Origin of the sequence: Pseudomonas sp. BN415, from assembly GCF_029871195.1 — a bacterium.
GTDB lineage: Bacteria > Pseudomonadota > Gammaproteobacteria > Pseudomonadales > Pseudomonadaceae > Metapseudomonas > Metapseudomonas resinovorans.
Map to the genome: position 1 here is coordinate 154 of NZ_SSOK01000019.1, position 16,069 is coordinate 16,222.

Annotated in this window: 16 protein-coding genes; 8 read left to right on the top strand and 8 right to left on the bottom strand. The window is 65.0% G+C overall.

The annotated features are described in order from the left end of the window. Window positions 1–121: 121 nt before the first annotated feature. The 7 genes from E8F20_RS05215 to E8F20_RS05245 form a co-directional block, all read right to left on the bottom strand. A complete protein-coding gene (locus E8F20_RS05215) occupies window positions 122–1,009 on the bottom strand; it encodes a transporter (protein ID WP_280282765.1) in 888 nt (295 codons plus the stop codon). Between the two features lie 75 nt (window positions 1,010–1,084). Further along, the gene (locus E8F20_RS05220; RefSeq protein WP_280282766.1) at window positions 1,085–2,146 is read right to left on the bottom strand and encodes a phenol 2-monooxygenase domain-containing protein; all 1,062 of its coding nucleotides are present in this window, start codon (window positions 2,144–2,146) and stop codon (window positions 1,085–1,087) included. A 10-nt stretch (window positions 2,147–2,156) separates the two neighbouring features. Next, window positions 2,157–2,516, bottom strand: a complete 360-nt coding sequence (locus E8F20_RS05225; RefSeq protein ID WP_028629171.1) for a phenol hydroxylase subunit P4 — start codon at window positions 2,514–2,516, stop codon at window positions 2,157–2,159. A gap of 57 nt (window positions 2,517–2,573) precedes the next feature. After that, window positions 2,574–4,100: an aromatic/alkene/methane monooxygenase hydroxylase/oxygenase subunit alpha gene (locus E8F20_RS05230; protein WP_280282767.1), complete on the bottom strand. Its 1,527-nt coding sequence runs from the start codon at window positions 4,098–4,100 to the stop codon at window positions 2,574–2,576. Between the two features lie 35 nt (window positions 4,101–4,135). Next, window positions 4,136–4,405 carry an MmoB/DmpM family protein gene (locus E8F20_RS05235; RefSeq protein ID WP_028629173.1) on the bottom strand — a complete coding sequence of 90 codons (270 nt, stop codon included), beginning with the start codon at window positions 4,403–4,405 and terminating at the stop codon, window positions 4,136–4,138. Further along, entirely contained in the window at window positions 4,402–5,397 is a 996-nt protein-coding gene (locus E8F20_RS05240; RefSeq protein WP_280282768.1) for an aromatic/alkene monooxygenase hydroxylase subunit beta, read from the bottom strand. The genes E8F20_RS05235 and E8F20_RS05240 overlap by 4 nt, the downstream gene beginning before the upstream one ends. Window positions 5,398–5,451: 54 nt before the next feature. Beyond that, window positions 5,452–5,709 carry a phenol hydroxylase subunit gene (locus tag E8F20_RS05245; protein WP_280282769.1) on the bottom strand — a complete coding sequence of 86 codons (258 nt, stop codon included), beginning with the start codon at window positions 5,707–5,709 and terminating at the stop codon, window positions 5,452–5,454. Between E8F20_RS05245 and E8F20_RS05250 the strand changes: the two genes are divergently transcribed. From E8F20_RS05250 to ispA, 6 genes are all read left to right on the top strand, one after another. Further along, entirely contained in the window at window positions 5,708–6,028 is a 321-nt protein-coding gene (locus E8F20_RS05250) for a hypothetical protein (RefSeq protein WP_280282770.1), read from the top strand. The genes E8F20_RS05245 and E8F20_RS05250 overlap by 2 nt on opposite strands. Before the next feature lie 50 nt (window positions 6,029–6,078). After that, window positions 6,079–7,782 carry a sigma-54-dependent Fis family transcriptional regulator gene (locus tag E8F20_RS05255; RefSeq protein ID WP_280282771.1) on the top strand — a complete coding sequence of 568 codons (1,704 nt, stop codon included), beginning with the start codon at window positions 6,079–6,081 and terminating at the stop codon, window positions 7,780–7,782. 91 nt (window positions 7,783–7,873) lie between these two features. Continuing rightward, a complete protein-coding gene (locus E8F20_RS05260; RefSeq protein WP_280282772.1) occupies window positions 7,874–8,308 on the top strand; it encodes a 3-isopropylmalate dehydratase in 435 nt (144 codons plus the stop codon). A gap of 300 nt (window positions 8,309–8,608) precedes the next feature. Next, window positions 8,609–9,367, top strand: a complete 759-nt coding sequence (locus E8F20_RS05265; RefSeq protein ID WP_280282773.1) for a sulfite exporter TauE/SafE family protein — start codon at window positions 8,609–8,611, stop codon at window positions 9,365–9,367. A gap of 147 nt (window positions 9,368–9,514) precedes the next feature. Beyond that, window positions 9,515–9,757 (top strand): exodeoxyribonuclease VII small subunit, encoded by a 243-nt coding sequence (locus E8F20_RS05270; RefSeq protein WP_028629179.1) that lies wholly within the window; start codon window positions 9,515–9,517, stop codon window positions 9,755–9,757. Beyond that, complete coding sequence (gene ispA / locus E8F20_RS05275; protein ID WP_280282774.1) at window positions 9,754–10,641, top strand: (2E,6E)-farnesyl diphosphate synthase; 888 nt, start codon at window positions 9,754–9,756, stop codon at window positions 10,639–10,641. The genes E8F20_RS05270 and ispA overlap by 4 nt, the downstream gene beginning before the upstream one ends. A 39-nt stretch (window positions 10,642–10,680) precedes the next feature. Here ispA and E8F20_RS05280 read toward each other — a convergent pair whose 3' ends face one another. Continuing rightward, window positions 10,681–11,580: a phosphatase PAP2 family protein gene (locus E8F20_RS05280; protein WP_280282775.1), complete on the bottom strand. Its 900-nt coding sequence runs from the start codon at window positions 11,578–11,580 to the stop codon at window positions 10,681–10,683. Window positions 11,581–11,776: 196 nt separating this feature from the next. On the opposite strand from E8F20_RS05280, the gene E8F20_RS05285 reads away from it, so the two are divergent. Together E8F20_RS05285 and E8F20_RS05290 are read left to right on the top strand one after the other, a co-directional pair. After that, complete coding sequence (locus tag E8F20_RS05285) at window positions 11,777–15,046, top strand: carboxyl transferase domain-containing protein (RefSeq protein ID WP_280282776.1); 3,270 nt, start codon at window positions 11,777–11,779, stop codon at window positions 15,044–15,046. A gap of 16 nt (window positions 15,047–15,062) precedes the next feature. Beyond that, on the top strand, window positions 15,063–16,016 hold the full coding sequence (locus E8F20_RS05290) for an alpha/beta hydrolase (RefSeq protein WP_280282777.1): 954 nt from the start codon (window positions 15,063–15,065) through the stop codon (window positions 16,014–16,016). The last annotated feature ends 53 nt before the right edge of the window (window positions 16,017–16,069 follow it).

Genomic DNA, 16,069 nt, shown 5'->3' on the forward strand with positions numbered 1-16,069 from the left:
GGCTGGCGCGGAAGCCTCGAAGGTCTGCACTAGAGCACTTCCTTCATCGTTGCAACAACTAACGCAGACATAGCCAAATCATTCGCCAAGCAGGACGCAGGCCTGCCCACGTGAACAGGCGCTAGAACGGCACCGTTAGCTTCAGCCAATAAGCATCCCCTTCCGCGCGGTTGCGCACCTGGGTTTCCTGTTCCCACTTGGCGGTGAGGAACCAGCCATCCTGGTTGCTGTACATGATCGATGGGCCGATTGAGAAGGCGCGGCCCTTGTTGTCGTCGATGCGCTCGCCATCCTGGCGGTCGTCAGTGGTCTGGCGATAGTAGTAGCCGCCCACGCCCAGAACCCAGCCATTGCCCAGGCCCCAGCCAACGGAGTAGTCGAAGTGGAATTCCTGTCCGGAGCGGTAGTCGGTGGCTGGGTTTTCCCGATTGAAGTCGTACATCAGTTTCACACTAGCGTTGAGCCCGGCGGGGTCGACGTAAGAAATCGCCCATACCGGCTCGACGGTCCAGTAATTGCGTCCGATGTTGGCCAGGTCTCCGCGGTCGTACTCACCCGTGGGTGCGATGAAGTCGAGGGCGAAGATGCTGTGCAATTTGTCGCTGTGATGAAAGCCCAGGGCGGGGCCGAAGATGACGTCGCCAAGGCCCTTCTTGTGCTGGGACTGGCCATTCACATCCACCTTGAGGTCGACGAAGGGTACCAGCGCGGCGAAGGCCAGGTTGCCGCCGAACAGCTGCTGCTCGCTCACCCAGATCAGGCGTGGCGCGACCACGTTGGCGCGCACACGGAAATCCACGGGCAGGCTGCGGCCATCGTTGCCGCGCAGGGTGTCGGCTTCGTAATGAGTGGAGAACACCTGGCCGTAAAAGCCTGGTGGCGGCATGGCGCCGGACATGTAGTTTTCGGCGCCCATTGGATAGGTGGAGCCTCCACCTTCGGTGGCATGGGCGATGTGGCCGAAAGTGGCGAAGATGCAGCAGGAAAGGACACGCAGTTTGGCGCTCATCAGCAATACCTTGTTGTTTTTATGGGCGTGAGCCGCCGTCCGTGCATGCGGCACGGAGCGGCGGATGAAGCGGATTCAGATGCGCTTGAACAGGGCTGAGCGGGTGCTCTCGCCAGCGCCATCGGCAGCCGTCAGGAAGCGCTCCATGAATATGTCGCGCTCGAAAAGCCGCCCCTGCATCAGCGCGGTGATGGCGGCGTCGATCATCGGCGGCGGCCCACAGAGGTAAGCCTTGTTGCCGGTGAAGCGACCGTCGAAGTGCTTCTTCACCGCGTCATGTACATAGCCGCGGAAGCCGGTCCACTCAGTGTCTTCCGCCGCCTGGCTGAGGGACGGCACGTAGGTGAAGTTCTCGTGCTCTTCGGCCAGGCGCTCGAAGAGTTCACGGTTATAGAGTTCGGCACGGGTGCGAGCGCCCTGGAACAGGGTCATGCGCCGTGTATCCCCCTGCTCCAGCAGATCGAGAATCATCGACTGCGGACTGGACAGCCCCGAGCCACCGGCGATGAAGATAAGGTCGCCGGCCTGCGAGCCGCGCACGAAGAACTGGCCATAGGGGCCGGAGAGTTCGAGCGCATCGCCCACCTTCAGGCCGTCATGGATAAAACTCGTCGCCTGTCCGCCTTCGACCAGACGGACGTGCAACTCCACTTCGTCGGCACGGCTCGGCGGGTTGGCCAGGGAAAAGGCGCGGGTGCCTTCGATGCCGGGAATCTGAAGGTTGATGTACTGCCCGGCCTGGAAGTCCATCGGCCGGTCCAGTTTCAGGCGCACGCCCTTAATGGTGGGCGAGAGGTCGTCCAGTGCGATCACGGTGGCGCGGTAGTCCTGCACGGCGTGGCCGGCGAAATCCGGGTCGACGTCGATGTCGGCCTCGATCACCAGATCGCTCTGCGGGATGGCGCAGCAGGCCAGCACCTTGCCCTCGTCGCGCTCCATGTCCATGAGAGCGAAGGGCGAGGCGGCACCGACGTCCACCTCCCCTTCCAGCACCTGCAGCTTGCAGGTGGCACAGGTGCCGTGGCCGCAGGCGAAGGGCAACCAGACGCCCTGGCGCAGCGCCGCCTGGAGGATGGTCTGGCCCTCCTCCACTTCGATCTGTTCGCCGGTAGGTTCGATGGTGACCTGGTAACTCATGGCGACCTCCTCAGTTGAAGCTGCCGTTGAGGCCATCCAGGCCGGGGGTGGAAAGGTGCAGCAGGCTCTTGTGGCCGATGCCGTTGCTGGCCAGCCCCGCCGTCAGGTCGGGCTGGAAGTCGGCATCGTCCAGGCGCCAGAGGGCCTTCTTGAAATCCACCTTCGCGGCATCGGGGTGCGGTGCGATGGCCGGCTTTACCACGTTCTCGATGAAGTCACCGAAGGGCATTTCCGGCGGCAGCGGCAGGGTAAAGGGGGCGCAGAACATCAGGTGGCGTTCCCAGCAGAGGTACACCAGTTGCAGGCCGTTGAAGTTTTCCTGGCGGTCCAGGGATTGTGCCTCGTAGGCACCGATGGCAGTCACGGGCATGACACTGTCCTTCTTGTAATGGGTTAGAGGGCGGGCGCGCGGCACCCGCCACTGGGCTCAGCCGGCCTTGGCGACGTCGGCGGGCTTGTCGCCCTGCCACTCGCGCCAGCGCTGGTGCTCCGGCGAGTCCTGGTAGTCGAAGTTGTCCTGGCCAAAGGCGATGTTGTAGTAGTCGCGCACCACCGCCTCGACATCGGCGCCGCCGCAGTTGCCCTGGAGAATCTGGTGCACCGGCAGCCAGGCCTGGACGTACTTGTCCGGCTCGTACTGGAAGATGTCGCAGCAGCCGTCGGAGCAGAAATGGAAGCGCTCGCCGCCATGTTCCGTACTGCGGTGGCTCAGCGTCGTATCTGCGTCCGGCTCGGTGAAGCCCAGCGGGATCTGGCAGACCTGGCAGAGCATCGGCAACGTGTTGTTGTAGAAGCGCTCGCCACGGGCGTGCATCTCGCGCCAGTGCTCGTAGCGCGGGCGGTAGATACGGTCGAAGGTGTCCGGGTACTTGGCCGAGAGCCAGTCCAGTTCTTCGTCGGTGGGTATCCAGGTGTGGAAGTTGGTGGCCTGGCTGTACTGGTAGAAGATCGACCAGGCCTGGTGGCTGATGTGTTCCTTGCCGATGGTGGTCTGCTCGACGTACTTGGGCGGACGGATCCCGTAGCGCTCCAGGTCCTTGAACAGCGCGCCGCCGGCTTGCTCGTAGTACACCTCCCAGGCCTCGGCCCAGGACATGACTTTGTTCGGCAGCATGTAGTCCATCATCATCCCCACCAGCGTCAGCAGGCGGTAGCCACGCCAGAACCACTTGTCGATCCAGCGCTGGATGATCGGCACGTTGTCTTCGTGCTGCTCCAGCAGGAACTTGATCACCTCCAGGCCGAGGGTCATGTGCCGGGCCTCGTCGGACTGCGCCGAGAAACCGAAGGTGACGGTGGCCATGTCGCCGTTATAGGCCGCACCGGACATGAAGGGCACGAACAACAGGTTGGTCAGCACGTACTCGAAGCTGAAGGAGATCGCCGTGAGGAACTCGAACGGCCCGGCGGTTCGCGCGTCTTCGAAGAAGGACTTGGGCACCGAGAGGAACCACACCCGGTCGTGCATGTGGGCGAAGTCATGCAGGCCGTTGAAGTGCTTGTTGTAGTGACTCATGGCGTGGATCTGGGTCTGCACGTGGCGCAGTTCGTCGATCGCTTGCATCTGGCAGGCGACTCGTGCGCCGGCCCCGCCAAAGTGCCGGCCGACACGGGCAAAACCCTGGTAGGCCTGGTACTCCAGCGGCGTCACGCCGCTGAGGAACAGCTTCAGCGCGTTGACGTAGCGCGCGTCGGAGAGGTTGGTGTGGCCATTGTTCTGGGAGAAGGCGTCGAAGATGGCGTAGAGCTTCTTCTCCTTCTCGGCCTGGTATTTCCAGTAGGCGTCCATGGTCAGGCGGAAGGGGTCCTCCCACTTGTCCCAGTCAGTGATCTTGATGCCCTCGAAGCGCTCATAGGGGTAGATATCGTCCTTGCTCTGGTAGCTCGGCTCCCAGGCCAGGTCGCGGGTCAGGCAGCGGTACTTGTCTTTCTGGTTCAGGCGTTTGGCGGCCATGGTGGCTCTCCCGATTCTTGTCGTTATGCGCGGGTTCAGTTCCAGTGCAGGGCGAAGCGGTCTTCGTCTTCCTCGACGTTGCCGCCGAGGGTGATGACGTCGATGAGCATCTCCTGCACGTCCCATTCGCGGCCGAGCTTTTCCTCGACTGTGGCGCGGTGGATTTCCAGGCGCCCTTCGGCCTGGATGCGGATCATGGCCGGCTGATGCTGGATCTCGGCGTGGGGGTTGTCCTGGACGATGGCTTCGACGATGTAGCGGGCGTTGTCGTTGTCCTGGAAGGCGATGTAGACGAGGGAAGTCATTGCGCGGCTCCTGCAAGGCCGAGTTTCTTCAGGCGGGCGGCGAACTCGCCGGCCACGGTGTCGAGGGCGGCGGCGCCGGGACCGATTTCGGCCAGCGGCGCCAGGGCCTCCAGGGCACGGGCCTGCCATTGGGTGACCCAGCCTTCGACGAGCTGACGGTTTTCAGCGCTTTCGCTAGCGACGGTTTTCACCAGGGCATCGACCCAGCGTTGGGTCTCGGCGAACCAGAGGCGCATGAATTCGGTGAGCATGCCCACCTGGCCGGCACCCTGGGCGCACAGCTGCTCATCGAACTTGTGGAACAGGAGCGGGTAGAGCAGGCCATCGCTGACCAGGTTCTGCGCCAAGGTCAGTTCGAACCAGTCACGCACCACCAGCGTGTCCTCCACGTAGCGGCGCAGCCCCTGCCAAGCCGGGTCCTCCAGCCACTGGCGCTTGGCTTCGGCGAGCAGGTCGGTGCCGCCGTCATCGAGCATCAGGCCGATGCGCGACAGGTACTGGGCGATGCCGAGACGGTCCATGGCGTGGAACATGTGCAGCTGGGTCAGGCTGGTGCCGAAGCCATCGGCGGCGATACCGCTGTTGTTCATGTTGGCGCCGAGCTCCGCATGGCGCAGGGGCAGCAGCAGGCGGGTAATCTGCTCGCGGTTGGCGGTATCCAGCCCGGCCAACAGGTTGCGCTTCTCGCAGAAGGCGTAATCGTGCTCGGCGTTCTCCTGCATTCTGGCGCGGGTCTGCACATAGGCGCCGTAGTAGAACTGGCGCGGGTCGCTGACGCTGTACCAGTCGGCCATGCGCACGGCAGTACGGGTGGGGTCGTTGAGCAACTTGTCCGGCTGCCAGAGCGGGCGGTAATGGAAGTTGGTGGCGGCCTCGATATCGAAACTGGCCTCCTGGTAGCGGCTGGCAGGCTTGTCGCCGAAACGCCGGCGGGTGTGGCTGAAGGTCTGGCGGATCGGCTCGGCCGTTGCCGTCTTGATCTCGATGCTCATGCAGGGCGTCCTGTACTTGTTGTTGTGGGGAGTCGGCGCGTCGTGGTCAAGCCATCAGTCGACCTGATCGCGGCTCTCGCCGTAGCGCCATTTCTCCATGTCGGCGTCGATGGCTTCGGCCATCTCCGCATCCATGTGCTGAACCCGGTTCTGCTCGCAGAAGCTGGCGAAGGCCGCGCGCGGCAAAACCAGTTCGACGAAGAGGTCCGGATAGCCGATGGCGAAATCGAACTCGACGAAAGTGGCGTCAGGCTCGCTGCGCACCCGGACGTAACGCGGCAGTTGATCGAAGCGGGTCTGTTGCTGGCTCATGCAATGCAACTCCATGGGCGGGTTGCCAGGGGTAGAGCAACGGCTGTGCCAGCGTTCGCAAGGGCAGCCAATTCTCTTTCAAGACGTTGTTTTAATTGGGCTTTACGGCGTGGCGAGGCAAAAGCAACGGGCACTGAAGGTCGTTGTCAGGCCGGTGGCTTTTCACCATTTGCTCAACGTTCGAGAACGCTTTGAGCAAATCGCCAATCAGCAGCGGCGATTGACTTTTCACCGGCTTTCAGGCCGCTTAGAAAAAAGAGAGCGGCCCTTCCTTGCGTCTTCCGGCCGCCCGGTCGAACCCTTGCAACCGCCTGCCTGAGCGGTGGGTCGCCTACCTCCCCGTACAAGAACAATCTGGGGTGCAACACGATGAAAGTTGACTACAAGGCGTCGGAGCACAGCCCGACCCTGAAGGACCTGACCGATCAGGTCCGCTTCCTCGGCAACGAGGGCAAGATCTGGCTCAACGAGCAACGCATGCTTCTGCTCCAGGCCTCGGCCATGGGATCTTTCCGGCGTGAATTGATCGAGATGCTTGGAATCGAGCGGGCCAAGGGGCTGTTCCTGCGCCTGGGTTACCAGTCCGGCCTGAAGGATGCCGAACTGGCGCGCAAACTGCGTCCGGAGGCCGACGCCGTGGAGATGTTCCTCACCGGTCCGCAGCTGCATTCGCTCAAGGGCATGGTCAAGGTCCATCCACTGGAGATGAACATCGACATCGAGAATGGCCAGTTCTACGCCGACCTCGAATGGCAGAACTCCTACGAGGTGGAAAACTGCCAGGCTGAGGGGCTGCACTCCGACCAGCCGGTGTGCTGGACCCTGCTCGGGTATGCCATCAGCTATTCGTCCTTCTTCCTCGGTCGCCAGGTGCTCTACAAGGAGGTCAGCTGCCGCGGCTGCGGCGACTCGCGCTGCCGCATCATCGGCAAGCCAGTGGAGGAATGGGAGGACGCCGAGGAGTTCCTCCGTTACTTCCAGAGCGACCCCATCATCGACGAACTCCAGGCCCTGCAAGTGCAGGTGGCGAACATGCGCCAGCGCCTGCAGCACGACGCTGGACAGTTTTACGGCATTGGCCAGGCGCCGCTCTACCGCAAGGCCTGCACCCTGATCGACAAAGCCGCGCCGGGCAAGGCCTCGGTACTGCTACTGGGTGAGACCGGGGTGGGCAAGGAGGTCATGGCGCGCAGCCTGCACCTGCGCAGCGAGCGGGCTGGCGGGCCTTTCGTGGCGCTGAACTGCGCCGCCATTCCACCGGACCTGATCGAAGCCGAGCTGTTCGGCGTGGAGCGCGGCGCTTACACCGGCGCCCAGCAGTCGCGCATGGGCCGCTTCGAGCGCGCCAACGGCGGCACGCTGTTCCTCGACGAAGTGGTGGAGCTCACGCCCCGCGCCCAGGCCAGCCTGTTGCGGGTGCTGCAGGAAGAAGAATTGGAGCGGGTCGGAGACTCGCAGACCCGCAAAGTTGACGTCCGTGTGGTGGCCGCCACCCATGAAGACCTTGCGCAGGCGGTAAAGGCAGGGCGCTTTCGCGCTGACCTTTACTACCGGCTCAACGTCTACCCGGTGTTCATCCCCTCGCTGCGGGAACGCCGGGAAGACATTCCACTGCTGGTGGAGCATTTCCTGTCGCGCCTCCACGCCAGCTACGGCAAGACCACTCTCGGGCTTTCCGACCGAGCATTGGAAGCCTGCCTGCGCTACGACTGGCCGGGCAACATCCGCGAGCTGGAGAACCTGATCGAGCGTGGCGTGATCATTACCGACGCCAACCAGAGCATCAGCGCCGACGCGCTGTTCCCGCATCTCTCGCATGAAGCCGACAGCATCGGCCTGTCCAGTGAAGGCGAGCTGGTGGCCCGCACGGCCAGCGTCGAGCTCGACTGGGTGGAGCGGCTGATCGACAGCGGCCTCAGCCTGGACGCGGTGGAAGAAGCGCTGATGCAGGGGGCGATGAAGCGCACCCAGCAGAACGTCTCGGAAGCCGCACGCCTGCTGGGCATGACCCGCCCCGCCCTGGCCTACCGGTTGAAAAAGCTTCCAGCGGAAGATGCCGCCGACCGGCACTGAGGCAACCAACCGGGCTTTTCCATGGCAAAGCCCGGGGCTTCCACTAGAGTTCCAGCATTGCCCGATGTTCGCTCCGCCCAAGGAGGGCTCCATGCGTCTGACCTGTGTTGCTGTCTCTCTGCTTCTGCTCGCCGGCTGCTCGTCCTATCGAACCGACCCGACGCAAATCACGCACGTACCCGCCGATCGTCTGCTGGCGTTTCAGGAGCCGGTGGAGGGCGGCGGCCAGATCGTAGTCAACCGCGACATGGGGGGACTGGGTAGCGGCTGCTACATCGCCGTGCACGTGGACCGTCAGCTGGCGGCACGCATTGGCATCGGGGAGGTTGCGAGCTTCCAGGTGCCACCGGGCGACCGCATCGTCGGTATCGGTATCGACGAGACGGACGACACCCTCTGCTCCATGGGCCGCCTGCGCCGCGAAAAGGCTGCGCATGTGGAGCCCGGCCAGAGCGAGCAATTCCGTATCGTCAGCGATAACCGCGAAGGTTTCGCGCTGCTGGCGGACGACCCGAAGGCACAATGAAAGAGGCCGGAACCAGGTACTGCTGAGCCCGGTTCCGGCCTGACGCTAACGCGTGGTACTTTGCCTTGTCGCCTTTCGCTGATACTGCCTGGAAAGGCCTGTGGAGTGGGCTTCCCTTCGTTTTACCGCCCCCGCCCCATACGAGTTGATGAAAGCATACTGCTACTGGCGAACGACGCGTTCCCATTCAGGCGGCGATTCGGCTCACTGGTCGGCGGCCAATCGGGTGGGTAACCGTTCGCCGGTCCTTTGCCACCGCTCATTCCCGGGGGTAACCTGCCGGTTTTTGCGCGCCCGACCATGAGCCTCCACGACGTTTTCCTGCTGCTGCTCGCCGGCTTCGCCGCCGGGGGCATGAACGCCCTTGCTGGCGGCGGCACCTTCTTCTCCTTCCCCGCCCTGCTCGCCACCGGGCTGCCGCCGGTAACCGCCAACGCCACCAACGCAGTAGCCCTGTGGCCGGCCAGCCTGGCTGCCAGTTGGGCTGCACGCGATCAGCTGCGTCCGCTGGGGCGCTACGTGGTCCCGCTGGTGCTGCTGTCGTTGCTGGGAGGCCTGGGCGGCGGTCTGCTGTTACTGGCGGGAGGCGATGAGACCTTTCGCCGCCTGATCCCCTGGCTACTGCTCACGGCCACCCTGCTGTTCGCGGCCAGCCCCTGGCTGAGCAAGCTGGTCAATCGCCAACAGAAAGCCGGTGGACTGCCGGCTCATGGGCTGGGTAGCAACCTGAGCCATACGCTGGTCGCCATCTACGGCGGTTACTTCGGTGCCGGCATGGGCATCCTGCAATTGGCAGCCCTCTCCATCGAAGGCCATCCCCTGCTGCGGGCCAATGCCCTGAAGAACCTGCTGTCGAGCACCATCTATAGCGTGGCGGTGGTCACCTTCATCGCCGCTGGCCGGGTGAGCTGGAGTGAACTGGCGGTGCTTCTCGCGGCGGCCAGCTGCGGCGGCTATGCCGGCGGCGCCCTGGCCCGACGCCTGCCGAGCCGCTGGCTGCGGTGGTTGGTGATCGCGGTGGGGACGGGAATGACGGTCTACTACTTCGTCACGACCTGAGACCGGTAAAGAGGGGTTACCAATTCGCCCCTACAGGCTGCCCCGTCCGGAACCCTCTTTACACAGTAACCATCCGCCCCCTTCATTTGCCCACGGGTGGCGGCTCTGCTAGTGTCGCGACCGATTTGACCTCCGCGAGACAGCATCATGGCCCGCAAGAAAGCCTCCCCCGATTTCGAACAGTCCCTCGCCGATCTGCAGTCCCTGGTGGAACGCCTGGAGAGTGGCGAACTGTCGCTGGAGGACTCCCTCAGCGCCTTCGAGCAGGGCATCCGCCTGACCCGTGAGTGCCAGGCCGCGCTGAATCAGGCAGAACAGAAAGTGCAAATCCTGCTGGAACGCGACGGCCAGTTGGAAGAGGCGCCCTTCGACGCGGACGAGCAAGCATGATTTCCAACTACCAGACGCGCTGCCAGCAGCGGGTGGATGCTGCCCTCGACGCGTTGTTCATCGCCCCGCTCGCACCGCTTGAACGCCTCTACCAGGCCATGCGCTACAGCGTGGTGAACGGTGGCAAGCGGGTTCGCCCACTGCTGGTCTATGCCGCCTGTGAAGCCTTGGGCGGAGATGTGGCCCGTGCCGATGCCGCCGCCTGCGCCGTGGAGTTGATCCACGCCTATTCGCTGGTCCACGACGACCTGCCGGCCATGGACGATGACGACTTGCGCCGCGGCCAACCCACCACCCATATCGCCTTCGACGAAGCCAGTGCCATCCTCGCTGGCGATGCCCTGCAGGCGTTGGCCTTCGAGGTGCTGGCCGATGCCCAGCACAACCCCCACGATGCCGAAACCCGCCTGGCGATGATCGCCAGCCTTGGCCACGCTGCGGGTCCCGCCGGGATGGTCGGCGGCCAGGCCATCGACCTCGGCTCGGTGGGCATCAAGCTCGACCAGACCGCGCTGGAAACCATGCACCGGCACAAGACCGGCGCCCTGATCGAAGCCAGCGTGCGCCTCGGCGCCCTGGCCAGCGGCCGTGCCGACCCGGCCGCCCTGGCCGCACTTCGGATCTACGCCCGCGCCATTGGCCTGGCCTTCCAGGTGCAGGACGACATCCTCGACGTGGAGAGCGATACCGCAACCCTGGGCAAGACCCAGGGCAAGGACCAGGCCCACGACAAACCCACCTACCCCTCCCTGCTCGGCCTGGACGAAGCCAAGGCCTACGCGCTGAAACTGCGCGATCAGGCCCTGCTCGCCATCGCCAACCTCGGGGAGTCGGCCGAACCGCTGCGCGCCCTGGCCCGCTACATCGTCGAGCGGCGTAGCTGATACTGCGCCGCTTCGCGTCTCAGCTTCCGCCTTCCGTCTCTAGGTTGCTTCGCCGGCAAGCGTTTCTGGCTGCGGCTCAGCGACAACCTGCAGCAGCCCCAACCGCACCAGCAGCCACGGCATCGCCGCTGCCACGAACAGGCCCATGAGCAGCCCGCGCAGCCCTTGCCAGAGTTGCGGGTCCAGCGGCCACGCTGCGCCTGCCAGCTTCAGCACCTTCTGCAACAGGATGAACATCCCCGCGCCAATGACGGCGGCCAGCAGACGGCGCCAGGTCGCGACCTCGGCGGAAAACACCAGTTGGCGATAGCCGAACAGCACCCCGAGCATCAACCCCGCCAGCAGGGGTACGTAGCTCGGTGCCACGCCCGGCCAGGTCAGCCAGGCTGCCAGGAACGCCAACAGGATCAACCCCAGATGCCAAAGCCCATGGGCCTCGCGCCACCAGCTCCAGTGCCGCACCTGGGCGAATAGCAGCAGCGTGGCGATACCCAGCAGCGAGCCGCCCACCACGTCTTCCACATCGTGGGCGCCGAGGTAGAGACGGCTGAAGATGATCCCTGTCACCACCACGCCGCTGACTACCCAGGCCCAGGCGCGGCGCAGCTCTAAGGCCAGCCAGAACCAGATGACCACAGCTATCTGCGCATGCCCGCTGGGCAGGCCGAACGTGTCGCCAACCTCATGGTCCATGCGCAGGGCGATGTCTGGGCGCGGGTCCTGCCAGTAGTCCTTGAGCCAGGCATTGAGCAGCGCCGTCACGGCAACCAGCACCAGCAGGCGCAGGAATACGCCACGGTTCCAGGCCCAGTACCCCAGCGGCAGGAAGAAGAGGATGAACTTCTCGTAGCCCAGCAGGGTGAAGAAGCGCATTACCGGCGTCAGCACATCACTGCGCAGGGGCAGCACCCAGTCCAGGCTGTGCAGCAGTTCGTTCATGGACGGTCCTTGTGGAAGAGATGAGGGCGCCACAGATACTTCAGCGTACCGGGTGGCGACAAGGGCCGATTCGGACAATCCATGTCACCGGATCATCAACCGCCATGAGTGGCGGGTATTCGTCACGACACAGTTGGCTGCGGCGGTGGGCGGCCAGTGCCTAAGATCCATCGAACGCATGCCAAGGACCCTCGCCGTGAACACTGACATCCAGTCTCTGCTGATTGCCAACCGTGGCGAAATTGCCATCCGCATCGCCCGCGCCGCCGCCGAACTGGGGATTCGCAGTGTCGCGGTGTACGCCGAGGACGACGATCTGTCCCTGCATTGGCGCAAGGCTGACCTCGCAGTCCCCCTGAAGGGTCGGGGCGCCGCGGCCTACCTCAACGCTGCGCAGCTGGTCGAAATCGCTCGCCAGCACGGCTGCGACGCCGTGCATCCCGGTTACGGATTTCTCAGCGAGAACGCCGACTTCGCCCGCCAGTGCGAGGCGGCTGGCATTCGCTTCGTCGGCCCTTCGGCCGAGGCCCTGGCGCTGTTCGGTGACAAGGCCCGCGCCCGTGAACTGGCGGCCCGCTGTGGCCTGCCGCTGGCAGCGGGCAGCAACCAGGCCACCACCCTCGAGGAAGCCCGAGCCCTGCTGGAAAGTGGCCCCATCATGCTCAAGGCGCTGGCCGGTGGTGGCGGGCGCGGTATGCGTGCGGTGCGCGACGCGGTCGAACTGGAACAGGCCTTCGAGCGCTGCCAGTCCGAGGCTCGCGCGGCATTCGGCAACGGCGAGCTGTACGTCGAGCGCCTGATCGAGAACGCCCGCCATATCGAGGTCCAAGTGCTGGGCGACGGCGAACGGGTGACCCATCTCTGGGAGCGCGATTGCAGCCTGCAGCGGCGCCACCAGAAGGTGATCGAGATCGCCCCGGCCCCCGACCTGGACGCAAACCTGCGCCAGCGCATCCTGGACGCCGCACTGACCCTGGCAGCCGCTGTTGCCTATCGCGGCATCGGCACCTTCGAGTTTCTGGTGGACGGCGAACGCAGCGACTTCGTGTTCATGGAAGCCAACCCGCGCGTGCAAGTGGAGCATTGCATCACCGAAGCGGTCACCGGCATCGATCTGGTCCAGACGCAACTGCGCCTCGCCGCCGGCGCCCGCCTGGCCGACCTGGGCCTGGTGGAGCCCGTGCCAGCGCGCGGATTCGCCGTGCAGTTGCGGATCAACCTGGAAAGCATGCACAGCGACGGCAGCGCCCGCCCCGCCGGCGGCCTGATCAGCGCCTACGAACCGCCCAGCGGGCCGGGCATCCGCGTCGATGGCTACGGCTATGCCGGCTACCCCACCAGTCCGAGCTACGACTCGTTGCTGGCCAAGCTGATCGTCCAGGGTGATGACCTGCCCATGGCCCTGCGCCGTGCCTATCGCGCGCTCTGCGAGTTCCGCCTGGAGGGGGTGACGAGCAATATCCACTTCCTGCAGAACCTGCTGCGCCGCCCGGAACTGGCCGCTGGCGTGGATACCCGCTTCATCGAGCGAGAGATTGAACAACTCCTGGCGCCGCAGCAGGAAGCCCACCCTCACCTGTTCATCAGTGCTGCAACTAACACAGGCGGCAACCCTGGCGTCCAGATCGAGGCACCGGCCGGGTGCGTACCGTTGAATGCCCCCAGCCAGGGCGTGCTGGTCAGCCTGGACGTTCAGGTCGGCGATGCCGTCGCCGCCGGCCAGCCGGTGGCCGTGCTGGAAGCGATGAAAATGGAGTTCGTGGTCAAAACGACCCAAGGCGGTATCGTCCGCGCGTTGGCCGTGACGCCCGGCGGCAGCCTGTTCGAAGGCGCGCCGCTGCTATTCCTGGAACCGGCCGAGGTGAACGGCGCCACCGCACAGTCGGAAGAAAGCCATGACCTCGAGCACATCCGCGCCGACCTCGCCGAAGTGCTCGAACGCCACGCCATCAACACGGATGAGCGCCGCCCGCAGGCGGTGGCCAAGCGCCGCAAGACTGGCCAGCGCACCACCCGCGAGAACATCGAGGCGCTGCTGGATGACGGCAGCTTCATCGAGTACGGCGCCCTGGCCCTAGCCGCCCAGCGCCGGCGTCGTTCGCTGGAAGAGCTGATCGAGCTTAGCCCGGCCGATGGACTGGTGGCCGGCATCGGCACTGTAAATGCCGGGCCGTTTGGCAGCGACGCCGCACGCTGCATGACCATCGCCTACGACTACACCGTGTTCGCCGGTACCCAGGGGGTGATGAACCACAAGAAGACCGACCGCATGCTGGGCCTGGCCGAGCAATGGCGCCTGCCGCTGGTGTTGTTCGCCGAGGGCGGCGGTGGTCGGCCGGGCGACTCGGATTTCGTCGGCGTGGCCGGGCTGGACTGCCACACCTTCGTCGGCATGGCGCGGCTGTCCGGGTTGGTGCCGTTGGTGGGGGTGGTTTCCGGTCGTTGTTTCGCCGGCAACGCCGCGCTGCTCGGCTGCTGCGACGTGATCATCGCGACGAAGAACGCCAGTATCGGCATGGCCGGCCCGGCGATGATCGAGGGCGGCGGCCTGGGCAGTTTCGCCCCGGAGGAGGTCGGCCCCACCCGCGTGCAGGGCCCCAACGGCGTGATCGACGTGCTGGTGGACGATGAAGCCCAGGCGGTACGGGTGGTACAGAAATACCTGTCCTACTTCCAGGGTGACCTCGCCGATTGGCAGTGCGCCGACCAGCGCCTGCTGCGTCACACCATCCCGGAGAATCGCCTGCGGGTCTACGACATCCGCGCACTGATCGAAACCCTGGCCGACCAGAACTCGGTGCTGGAGCTGCGCCGTCAGTTCGCACCGGGGCTGATCACCGCCTTCATTCGCATCGAAGGCAAGGCCTTCGGCCTGCTGGCCAACAATCCCATGCACCTGGGCGGCGCCATCGACGCCCAGGCCGGCGACAAGGCTGCGCGCTTCATGCAGCTCTGCGATGCCTTCGATATCCCCATGCTCTCGCTCTGCGACACCCCCGGCTTCATGGTGGGGCCGGAATCGGAAAAGCAGGCGACGGTACGCCATGTCTCGCGGATATTCGTTGCCGCCGCCAGCCTCTCGGTCCCCTTCTTCACAGTGGTGCTGCGCAAGGGCTATGGCCTGGGCGCCCAGGCCATGGCGGCGGGCAGCTTCCATTCACCGCTGTTCACCATCGCCTGGCCCAGCGGCGAGTTCGGCGCCATGGGCCTGGAGGGTGCGGTGCGCCTGGGCTATGCCAAGGAGCTGGCTGCCGTAGACGACCCGGCCGAGCGCCAGAAGCTGTTCGACAAGATGGTGGCCAAGGCCTACCAGAACGGTAAGGCGATCAACATGGCGAGCTTCCTCGAGATCGACGCCGTGATCGATCCAGAGGAAACCCGCGCCTGGTTGCTACGAGGCCTGACCGCTGCGGGCCGACCGGCCAGGCGCGACGGCAAGAAACGTCCCTTCGTCGATACCTGGTAACCCACCGGAGCCTGTCATGCCCCCTCTCGAACACCGCCTGCTGCAGGTCAACGGCATCACCCTGAGCCTCTACATGGCAGGCCCGAGCGATGGCCGTCCCGTCTGGCTGCTGCATGGGTTTCCCGAGTGCTGGTACTCCTGGCGCCAGCAGATCGGACCGCTGGTCGCATCCGGCTACCGCGTCCTGGTGCCGGAAATGCGCGGCTACGGTCAGAGCAGCGCCCCCGAGGCCGTCGAGGACTATGCCTTGCTGACCCTCTGCGCCGACATCCAGGCCGCCATGGCCAGCCTTGGGCAGGAAGACGCCTGCGTGGTCGGCCATGACTGGGGCGCCCCCGTGGCCTGGCACCTGGCCCTGCTTGAGCCACAGCGCATTCGTGCCGTGGGCGCCCTTTCGGTGCCCTTCGGCGGTCGCCCGAAGCGGCCGGCCATCGAAATCATGCGCGAGGCCAACGCCGGGCGCTTCAACTACATCCTCTACTTCCAGGAACCGGGGGTGGCCGAAGCCGAACTGGACGCCGACCTGGACCGCAGCCTGCGCCTGCTGCTCAGTGACCTGGGCGACGCCCTGCTGCGCGACAAACCCGCCGATGCCTGCCTGCTGGAAGGCCTCGACGCTTCACCGGCGTTGCCCGGCTGGTGCGACGCCGACGAATTCGCCGTCTATCAGCGCACCCTGGCCGAACACGGTTTCCGCGGGCCACTGAACTGGTACCGCAACTTCACCTGCAACTGGCAGCAGACCGAGCACCTCGCCGGCCGGCAGGTCGAGCAACCCACGCTGTTCATGGTCGGCGACCATGACCCGGTGGCCCGTCTGGAGGCCTATACGCTCAAGCGCATGGCCGATCTGGTGCCCCGCCTGGAACAGCATCGTTTGCCCGATTGCGGCCACTGGCTGCAGAACGAGAGCCCGGCCGCGGTGAATGAGCGGTTGCTGGATTTCCTGGCGCGGCACTACCCGGCGTAATCAATCACACAAGGTGCTACGAACTGACTGACAGCACGTTTGGGCACTGACGA

Bases quoted from the DNA above. Each gene is read 5' to 3' on its own strand.
- E8F20_RS05270 (WP_028629179.1), top strand. From the start codon at position 9,515: ATGGCCCGCAAGAAAGCCTCCCCCGATTTCGAACAGTCCCTCGCCGAT.
- E8F20_RS05280 (WP_280282775.1), bottom strand. From the start codon at position 11,580: ATGAACGAACTGCTGCACAGCCTGGACTGGGTGCTGCCCCTGCGCAGT.
- E8F20_RS05225 (WP_028629171.1), bottom strand. From the start codon at position 2,516: ATGCCCGTGACTGCCATCGGTGCCTACGAGGCACAATCCCTGGACCGC.
- E8F20_RS05265 (WP_280282773.1), top strand. From the start codon at position 8,609: ATGAGCCTCCACGACGTTTTCCTGCTGCTGCTCGCCGGCTTCGCCGCC.
- E8F20_RS05215 (WP_280282765.1), bottom strand. From the start codon at position 1,009: ATGAGCGCCAAACTGCGTGTCCTTTCCTGCTGCATCTTCGCCACTTTC.
- E8F20_RS05240 (WP_280282768.1), bottom strand. From the start codon at position 5,397: ATGAGCATCGAGATCAAGACGGCAACGGCCGAGCCGATCCGCCAGACC.
- ispA (WP_280282774.1), top strand. From the start codon at position 9,754: ATGATTTCCAACTACCAGACGCGCTGCCAGCAGCGGGTGGATGCTGCC.
- E8F20_RS05245 (WP_280282769.1), bottom strand. From the start codon at position 5,709: ATGAGCCAGCAACAGACCCGCTTCGATCAACTGCCGCGTTACGTCCGG.
- E8F20_RS05255 (WP_280282771.1), top strand. From the start codon at position 6,079: ATGAAAGTTGACTACAAGGCGTCGGAGCACAGCCCGACCCTGAAGGAC.
- E8F20_RS05235 (WP_028629173.1), bottom strand. From the start codon at position 4,405: ATGACTTCCCTCGTCTACATCGCCTTCCAGGACAACGACAACGCCCGC.
- E8F20_RS05250 (WP_280282770.1), top strand. From the start codon at position 5,708: ATGCAATGCAACTCCATGGGCGGGTTGCCAGGGGTAGAGCAACGGCTG.
- E8F20_RS05260 (WP_280282772.1), top strand. From the start codon at position 7,874: ATGCGTCTGACCTGTGTTGCTGTCTCTCTGCTTCTGCTCGCCGGCTGC.
- E8F20_RS05230 (WP_280282767.1), bottom strand. From the start codon at position 4,100: ATGGCCGCCAAACGCCTGAACCAGAAAGACAAGTACCGCTGCCTGACC.
- E8F20_RS05220 (WP_280282766.1), bottom strand. From the start codon at position 2,146: ATGAGTTACCAGGTCACCATCGAACCTACCGGCGAACAGATCGAAGTG.
- E8F20_RS05290 (WP_280282777.1), top strand. From the start codon at position 15,063: ATGCCCCCTCTCGAACACCGCCTGCTGCAGGTCAACGGCATCACCCTG.